The following is a 6,558-nucleotide window of genomic DNA, read 5'->3' as shown; positions in this document are numbered from 1 at the left end:
GCCGTATCTGATGCAGAACCTCCGGCCACACTTCGTCGAGCCCATCCTGTGCCGGCTCCACCATAGTTTCAGACGTCACCTCGTCGCCTGGCACGTCATGCGTCTCGGCGTCGTCGGGATTGGCGTCTCGCGGGTTAAGATAACCCTGCGCGCCTTCCGTACGCGTTTGGCCGGTGGTGTCGCGGATCTCTTGCAGCACGGCAAGCGCTGCGGCTGGATCTTCTTTGGCCGGCCAGTGCACCGCACGCATGCCGCCGCGGAAACGAGTGTTGTCATTGTCGGCACGCAGGGCGCCGGTGAATTCCCCAGGTTTGAATTCCGGCTGCCAGGCCGGGTAGTCCCATGATGCGATGCGCGGAGCGGGTAAAGAATAAATCCGAAGGAGGCGGGCGACCACCCCTATGCCAACTTTCTTTCTCACCATTTCGCTCGTTATTAATCTTGCCCTTTCGCGGGAGGGCTGTGTGGTGTTGGAAACAGGTGAGCAGCAATATTATCGGCAGCTTGGCGGCATGAAGAAATCTTAAAAAATGCACTCCGAGATACGTTTCTGGATGTGAAGCTAACGACAATCTTCAATTTGATTCGTATAGAATCGCGTGTTGTGAACGCGTAGTTGAGGAGCTCCCGAAATGAACGCAAAGCTCAAAAGCGAAGCCCGTCGCAAGGTAATTCTTCATGGACACCTTAATAGCGAACCGTTGAAAGATATTGCGACCAACATCGGATGCTCACTGGCGAGTTTAAGAGTCAGCGCCCAGTAAACTCGGTTGCACTCGAACCCCGACGGAGGCGGCGGAATTTCGGCGTGGCTTTCATATGCCGGAACACAAACGGGAAGAAATCTCGCGATTGCGGCGCAAATTCTGGGAATCTTAACAGTGTAATCATCAGATGTCGAGTTAGGTTATTACGGACGGAACTATAACTTGAAGACGTTCTGCAGATCACGAGTAGCTTTATTGGGTAGGGGTATAAGATGACTCTGATGGATAGACATAGTGATCCTGCTTCGGGTAGCCGATACATTGCGACAACGACCAAGTATAACCATGAGGTGCATACGACGCGGCCCTCTTATGTTTTTCCTCCAGATCGTGCATCGGGCGCAGGGGTCGGGGAGCCAAGAGCACGCAGCCTGGAATCCATAACCGGCATGCTTGATCGCATCGGCTGCGGCTATCTCGTGCTGAACCGCGAGAGGAAAGTGCTCGAATGGAACGCAGCCGCTCAAACCACGCTGGAGCGCCAGGGAGAAGTGGCCGATACGGCCAGCGGTCTTTCCGTGGCTTTGAGGCGGCTGCTCGCGAATGTTCCGGCCCATTTCCTGCCGGGCTCATTATCGTGGGTGGTGATCCGCAGCAACGGCGACAGGCCGGTGATATTGAACGAGAACGGGTTTATCGCTCCTGACGGAACGAGCATTGTGGCGTTACTGGATCGCGAGAACAGGTCGGGGCCAAATCCTCAGACACTGCAAAAGATGTTTGGCTTGACGAGCGCGGAGACGCACTTGGCGTTGCGCTTGGCTCAGGGCGATGCGCCGCTGGAGATCGCCCGCAGTTGGCGCCTCAGCCGCACCACGATCCGCTCCCAGCTTGCCTCGCTGTTCGCCAAGACCGAAACGAAACGTCAGGCGGAACTGGTGGCTCTTCTTGGGCGCATTTCAGTCTTGCCATAAGGGCCGTCGTTTGGATCCATCTCAGCAGACAGCCAATCCCGAAACGCTTTGATTTTCCGTTGGGCGATGGCGCGGGGCGGGCAGCAGGAGCATGAATCTCGAAAAAGAGAGTCACTCGCAGGCACCAAAGCCGCAATGGCGTCTACGGACAAGCACACAGGCAGGTGGTTGATAGCTACTGCTGTGCTTGGGGTCGCCTACTTCGTAGCCTCTTCATATTCCCCTGGTTTGATGCGCCTCATCGGCATCGTGTTTGTAATTTGCGCCTTCTACCGCACGCAGAATCCTTAGATATCACCGGCCTTGTGGTTGCCCTATTATGCCCCCGGCCGCTTGTTCTTGACGTAGTCCAAAGCCTGGACGTGCGTCCCGTCGACATCTGTGACGAGCACAAGTTTCGGCGAGAATGCGCTGGTGCCGTCGGTGCCAACGCCCTTGACTATCCGTCCGCTTTCCGGGCGGATGGCATCGAATTGGGTGGAAAGGGCGATCATGTCGTTTTGTATCTTCTCTCCTCAGATTGAACCACCGGTTGTCACGTTGCGATTATGCTTTTGCCTGCCTGTCTGTGCCCCTCATAATGGCCAAAGAACCGGATTCAGAAGCATGCTCACAACGTAACAACGAGAGAAAATAAATCTTCCACATGGTCATCAGCTCTTCTGGAAACGGCTTCATGAGATGTTCCGGGTCGGGGTCGTCAGCCAGGTCATGTAGTCTTCGGGCGTCAGAATCACCGGCATACGGATGTGGATCGTCGCCATGAGCGGATTCGGCTCACAGGTCAGCAGAGTGAAGGTGCGGATGTTGTCGCCGGTAGCGGGGTCACGCCAATCCTCCCAGAGCGCCGCCAAGGGCGAACGGCTCGCCGACTTCATCGCGATGGCATAGGTCTGTTTGTTCTTGCCCGTGCCGGAAGATGTCCTTCCATTCAAAGAAGCCGTCGATCGGCATCAGCGCGCGGCGTGACTGATAGGCGGCTTTGAACGTGCCGTTGGTCTTTACGGTCTCGCTCTTGGCGTTGATCGAAGGTGCTGCGCTTCGACCTGATGATAAACGTGGTCTGCATGGAGCAGCCACAAGCATCAGAGGGAGGAGCGCAGCATGAATCATTATGCGGGATTGGATGTGTCAGTGAAAGAGACGCCATTTGCATTGTCGACGAAACAGGCCAGATTTGCCGCGAGATAAAGGTGGCGAGCCATCCGGAGGATCTGGCACGGGTGCTCAAGGAGCCCAGCTGGTGGGTTGAGCGGGTTGGGCTTGAAGCCGGGCCCTTGTCGCAGTGGTTGTTCGAAGGCCGGCCAGGGCCGGCCTGCCGGTGATCTGCATCGAGACCCGCCACACCAAGGCATTTCCTTAAGGCGCAGGTGAACAAACCGACCGCAATGTTGCCCGCGGCATTGCGCAGATGCGCAGATGATGCGAGTCAACCTGTTTCGCCCGGTGCATGTGAAAACCCTGACGAGCCAGAAGCGCCGGGCGCTGCTGACCGCCCGCAAGCTCTTGCAGGAAAAGGCCATTGCCGTTGAGAACGATCCCCGCGGCTTGCTACCGAACTTCGGAGCGGCTGCATCTCGCGTTCGAAGCCGCGCGGCTTGCAGTCGGCGTACGGACACGCACATCGCGGATTCCTGCCTACATGCGTGAGCCGGTCGCGGGGCTGCTCGACAAGGGCTTTGCGAGGACGCTCGCGAAGTTACTTGATCCCGGCAAGCGCGTGCCACTGCCGAAGTCGCCCGCGCCGTCGAGCGACACGATCTATCTCACGGTCGTGGACCGCGACTGCACGACGCCACACTTCTGACTGAGCAGCGACGGCTGATCGGCACAGGCGGCCCGACATCCCCCCAACCCGGACGCCTGCCGCCTGTGCCAGCCCCCAAGCCATTGCGAGCATCTGCGCACGTGGCCAAATTGTCGTTAGCCTCGCATCCGAATACTTATCCGGGCGTACATATCTCGCTCTTGCAGCGCTCTTGCAGCGCTCTTGCACGCCGTCCTTTGGCTAATTTCGGACGACCTTCGTCAGTCCATCAAAAGCACCACAGCGGGGTGCAGCTTCTTCAGATTCGGCAATGATTTCGATTGCCAGGGTATGTCTGGCGTTCCACGCACGACGAGTCGAACATCGGGATGCTTGCGCACCTCGATGGTAAATTTCGCGAGCAGGTTGATGCCGGAAGAGTTTAGAAAGTGAAGATCCTTAAGATTGAGCGTAATGGAAGCGGGATTACAGGCAAGAACACTGGTCGCCAACGCCGAGATAGGCGCACCGGCCTCGGAACTGGCAAGCCGCATTGCACCGTCGAAGAAAATTTCGCTTCCTTCAGTCCACACACGGTAGTCGTCTGTCTTGATTTCCATAGCCGGGCTTCGTTTCTTCTAGTTGTGAATTTGCGAGATCGGAATAGAGGCATATGTCTCCACGGAAAGCCGATCGCTTTCGTCGGCGGCGCTGAATATCCAAGCCAGGCGTGCGCCGTAGTCGCTCATCAACGTCAGCAATCCAAGTCCGGAGCCTGCCATGTCGGGGTTGGCGGCATTCTCTTCAATTCGCTGTATCAGCAGGTCCACGGGGTCGCCAACCGTGAGATCTGCCAGGAGACTTTGGAACTTAGAGGCATCTTCACCATCGACGTCGTTCGACACCTTGAGCTTGAAGCACTCCGAATCCATCGACGCCTCGATCAAGATCTCACCTGGTGCGCGAAACTTGACCGCATTTTCGATGAGTTCGTTGACCAGATATCCGATACTGTGCCGCACTTCCATGTAGTCATTGCGGGACGACCGGAAGCGCAATGCGAAAAGATCGGCGATGAAGTCCGAGGTCGTGGCACAATGACGCCAACTCAAGTCGAGAGGTCCGTCGAACAGCCGCACGCGACTGCCGCTCTCCTTCATCCCGATTGCAATGTCAGGGGTCCCGAACAGCGTTGTCATGGCTATGTGTGCCTTATGATCACGAGGGTGATGTCGTCGTGGATCTTCTGGATCCCGATATGGGCCATGAGATCCTCGATGATCCCGGTTTTGATTTCCTCGGCGCTCCCGCCTTGACGTTTTCGTGCGCTCTGGCAGAGGCGCTCGAACCCGAACAGCCTTCTGTCTTGGTCTTCCGCCTCGGTCACACCGTCGGTGTGCAGCACGATCACGTCGCCACTGCCGAACAGGATGTCGCGCGTGGCAATGAACTTCGAGATGTCATTCTCCAGGCCAACCGGCAGACCCAAATCCATCGTGTCGATGCGTTCGACGTCCCCGTCCGCACGCACGACGAGAACGTCCTCATGCTGGCCGGATAGCGTTACCCGCTCATCCTCGAAGTCAAGGAAGGCCAGCGAGAGATGCTTGCCGGTGTTCGTCCGCGCGATGTTCGTGTAGATCGCGCTGTTCAGCCGATCCCGAAACTGAGGCGGATCCCCCTCATTGGTCTCCTGCAGCGCGCGTGCAACGGATTGGACCATGAGCATCAGCACGCCGCTCTCGAGACCATGACCGGTCACGTCGCCGATGCCAATCTTGACCCGTGACCCGTTCTGCAGGACGTCATAATAGTCACCGCCGACCTCGTCGGCCGGCCGCATGTAGGCCGCGATCTCCAGCCCCGGAATCGCTTCGAGTTCGAATTGTTTCGGCAGGACCATCATCTGGATCTGTCTGGCGACCGCGAGTTCAGCACCAAGGCGAACGTTTTCGTCCTGCAGCTTTTCGTTGAGTGCGGAAATCTCCTGATTTGCGTCCCCAAGTTCCCTGGTTCGTTCGTCGACGAGTTGCTCGAGGTTTTCCGTGTGAAAGCTGATCTGCTCAGCCATGCGGTTGAAAGCGACCCCTGCCGCTCCAACTTCGTCGCGCGTTGGGATGCTCACTCGGACTGAATAGTCTTTGGACTGGAGCCGCTGGGCGGCGCTGGCAAGCGCCCTGAGGCCCGCCGTGATCCGCTTCGAAATTCCGAGCACGGCGGCAAAAACGATCAGAAGCGAAACGACGATCGCGGCGATCTGAAAGAGCAGGATACGGTTGGTTGCACGGGAAATACTCTTCTGCGCGGCGAACAGGGATGCATAGATCTCCCGTTCGGGAACGACGATCCCGACCGACATCATTTCGGACTTGATCGGTCCCGAACTCCACAGATTGGTCGGCTTTAATCTTTTGAGGACAACAATGTAGGGTACGCGTTCGCCCTTGTCGGCGAGCATGACATGCTGAATGACACCGTCATTGTTCTGGTCGAGAGGCAGCGACGCGATAGCCGGCTGCGTACTTCCCCGCAGGGACCTCTCCAGGCCGGTGACGCCCTGGGTGCCCGCATCGCTCGATGAAGTCAGGCCGATGATTGCCTGGCCTGACGGATTGATCGCCACGACGTTGCCAGTCGACATTGTGAGAAAGCCGAACCCGGTCTCAGCGATCTTCACACGTTCGACGACTTCCGCGAGTTGATCGAGAGTGATGTCTGCTCCCGCCGTACCAGCGATACCGGTGCGATCGCGCGTCCACAGCGGGTGGAAAAAGCTGACGATTAGCTTTCCAGTGATCGCATCGGTGTAAGGCGCTGTCTGGGTGATATCGTCAGAGACCGGACGTGAGGCTGGATCCCTGGCCCATTGCTGCCATGACCCATAGATTCCCGGAAAGAAAAACTCCCAGAACTCTGCCTTGTTGTGGCCTGGGTAGAGCCGGTCGAAGGTCTGTGCCTGGTCCGTATACGGCACCGTCCTGAAAATCGGCCGTTCCTTTGGACCAATATAATACATTTGCAGCTTGGACGACCCGCTGGCCATGAGCGTCGGCGCAACGAGGTCCAGCACGGTGCTGTCTTCTATTTCCTGCTGAACGCTTGGCAGCGGACTGTGGTCGGCGCCCAGCAG

The 6,558-nt window shown here is 57.5% G+C and carries 8 protein-coding genes and 2 pseudogenes; 4 read left to right on the top strand and 6 right to left on the bottom strand.

The features are described 5' to 3' along the window. Positions 1 to 424 (bottom strand): hypothetical protein (locus NKI72_RS33710; protein ID WP_352852071.1); only part of this gene is annotated, 424 nt, incomplete at its 3' end. 208 nt (positions 425 to 632) lie between these two features. Between NKI72_RS33710 and NKI72_RS33705 the strand changes: the two genes are divergently transcribed. Together NKI72_RS33705 and NKI72_RS33700 are read left to right on the top strand one after the other, a co-directional pair. Further along, positions 633 to 764 carry a hypothetical protein gene (locus NKI72_RS33705; RefSeq protein WP_352693846.1) on the top strand — a complete coding sequence of 44 codons (132 nt, stop codon included), beginning with the start codon at positions 633 to 635 and terminating at the stop codon, positions 762 to 764. Positions 765 to 1,156: 392 nt separating this feature from the next. Further along, a complete protein-coding gene (locus NKI72_RS33700) occupies positions 1,157 to 1,681 on the top strand; it encodes a helix-turn-helix transcriptional regulator (RefSeq protein WP_352450366.1) in 525 nt (174 codons plus the stop codon). A gap of 317 nt (positions 1,682 to 1,998) precedes the next feature. Here the strand turns inward: NKI72_RS33700 and NKI72_RS33695 are convergent, their stop codons facing one another. Then, positions 1,999 to 2,175, bottom strand: a complete 177-nt coding sequence (locus NKI72_RS33695) for a hypothetical protein (RefSeq protein ID WP_352852070.1) — start codon at positions 2,173 to 2,175, stop codon at positions 1,999 to 2,001. A gap of 52 nt (positions 2,176 to 2,227) precedes the next feature. Then, positions 2,228 to 2,713 (bottom strand): annotated as a pseudogene (locus NKI72_RS33690) (SOS response-associated peptidase); the annotation flags it as partial. Between the two features lie 72 nt (positions 2,714 to 2,785). On the opposite strand from NKI72_RS33690, the pseudogene NKI72_RS33685 reads away from it, so the two are divergent. Both NKI72_RS33685 and NKI72_RS33680 read left to right on the top strand, forming a co-directional pair. Next, a pseudogene (locus NKI72_RS33685) lies at positions 2,786 to 3,247 on the top strand (IS110 family transposase); the annotation flags it as partial. Positions 3,248 to 3,323: 76 nt separating this feature from the next. Beyond that, complete coding sequence (locus NKI72_RS33680) at positions 3,324 to 3,488, top strand: hypothetical protein (RefSeq protein ID WP_352852068.1); 165 nt, start codon at positions 3,324 to 3,326, stop codon at positions 3,486 to 3,488. A 221-nt stretch (positions 3,489 to 3,709) separates the two neighbouring features. Here NKI72_RS33680 and NKI72_RS33675 read toward each other — a convergent pair whose 3' ends face one another. The 3 genes from NKI72_RS33675 to NKI72_RS33665 all read right to left on the bottom strand — a co-directional run. After that, positions 3,710 to 4,048, bottom strand: coding sequence for a slr1659 superfamily regulator (locus NKI72_RS33675; RefSeq protein WP_352450368.1), 339 nt, complete (start codon positions 4,046 to 4,048; stop codon positions 3,710 to 3,712). A gap of 18 nt (positions 4,049 to 4,066) precedes the next feature. Next, positions 4,067 to 4,627 (bottom strand): slr1658 superfamily regulator, encoded by a 561-nt coding sequence (locus NKI72_RS33670; protein ID WP_352852066.1) that lies wholly within the window; start codon positions 4,625 to 4,627, stop codon positions 4,067 to 4,069. Between the two features lie 2 nt (positions 4,628 to 4,629). After that, positions 4,630 to 6,558: SpoIIE family protein phosphatase (locus NKI72_RS33665; RefSeq protein ID WP_352852065.1), on the bottom strand; the 1,929-nt coding region annotated here is incomplete at its 5' end.

Origin of the sequence: Mesorhizobium sp. M0437 (genome assembly GCF_040321335.1) — a bacterium.
GTDB lineage: Bacteria > Pseudomonadota > Alphaproteobacteria > Rhizobiales > Rhizobiaceae > Mesorhizobium.
This window is presented reverse-complemented; position numbering and strand designations above follow the sequence as displayed.

What these genes read in the sequence shown, in the direction of transcription:
- NKI72_RS33705 (WP_352693846.1), top strand. Translation starts at nt 633, where the DNA reads ATGAACGCAAAGCTCAAAAGCGAAGCCCGTCGCAAGGTAATTCTTCAT.
- NKI72_RS33700 (WP_352450366.1), top strand. Translation starts at nt 1,157, where the DNA reads ATGCTTGATCGCATCGGCTGCGGCTATCTCGTGCTGAACCGCGAGAGG.
- NKI72_RS33695 (WP_352852070.1), bottom strand. Translation starts at nt 2,175, where the DNA reads ATGATCGCCCTTTCCACCCAATTCGATGCCATCCGCCCGGAAAGCGGA.
- NKI72_RS33680 (WP_352852068.1), top strand. Translation starts at nt 3,324, where the DNA reads ATGCGTGAGCCGGTCGCGGGGCTGCTCGACAAGGGCTTTGCGAGGACG.
- NKI72_RS33675 (WP_352450368.1), bottom strand. Translation starts at nt 4,048, where the DNA reads ATGGAAATCAAGACAGACGACTACCGTGTGTGGACTGAAGGAAGCGAA.
- NKI72_RS33670 (WP_352852066.1), bottom strand. Translation starts at nt 4,627, where the DNA reads ATGACAACGCTGTTCGGGACCCCTGACATTGCAATCGGGATGAAGGAG.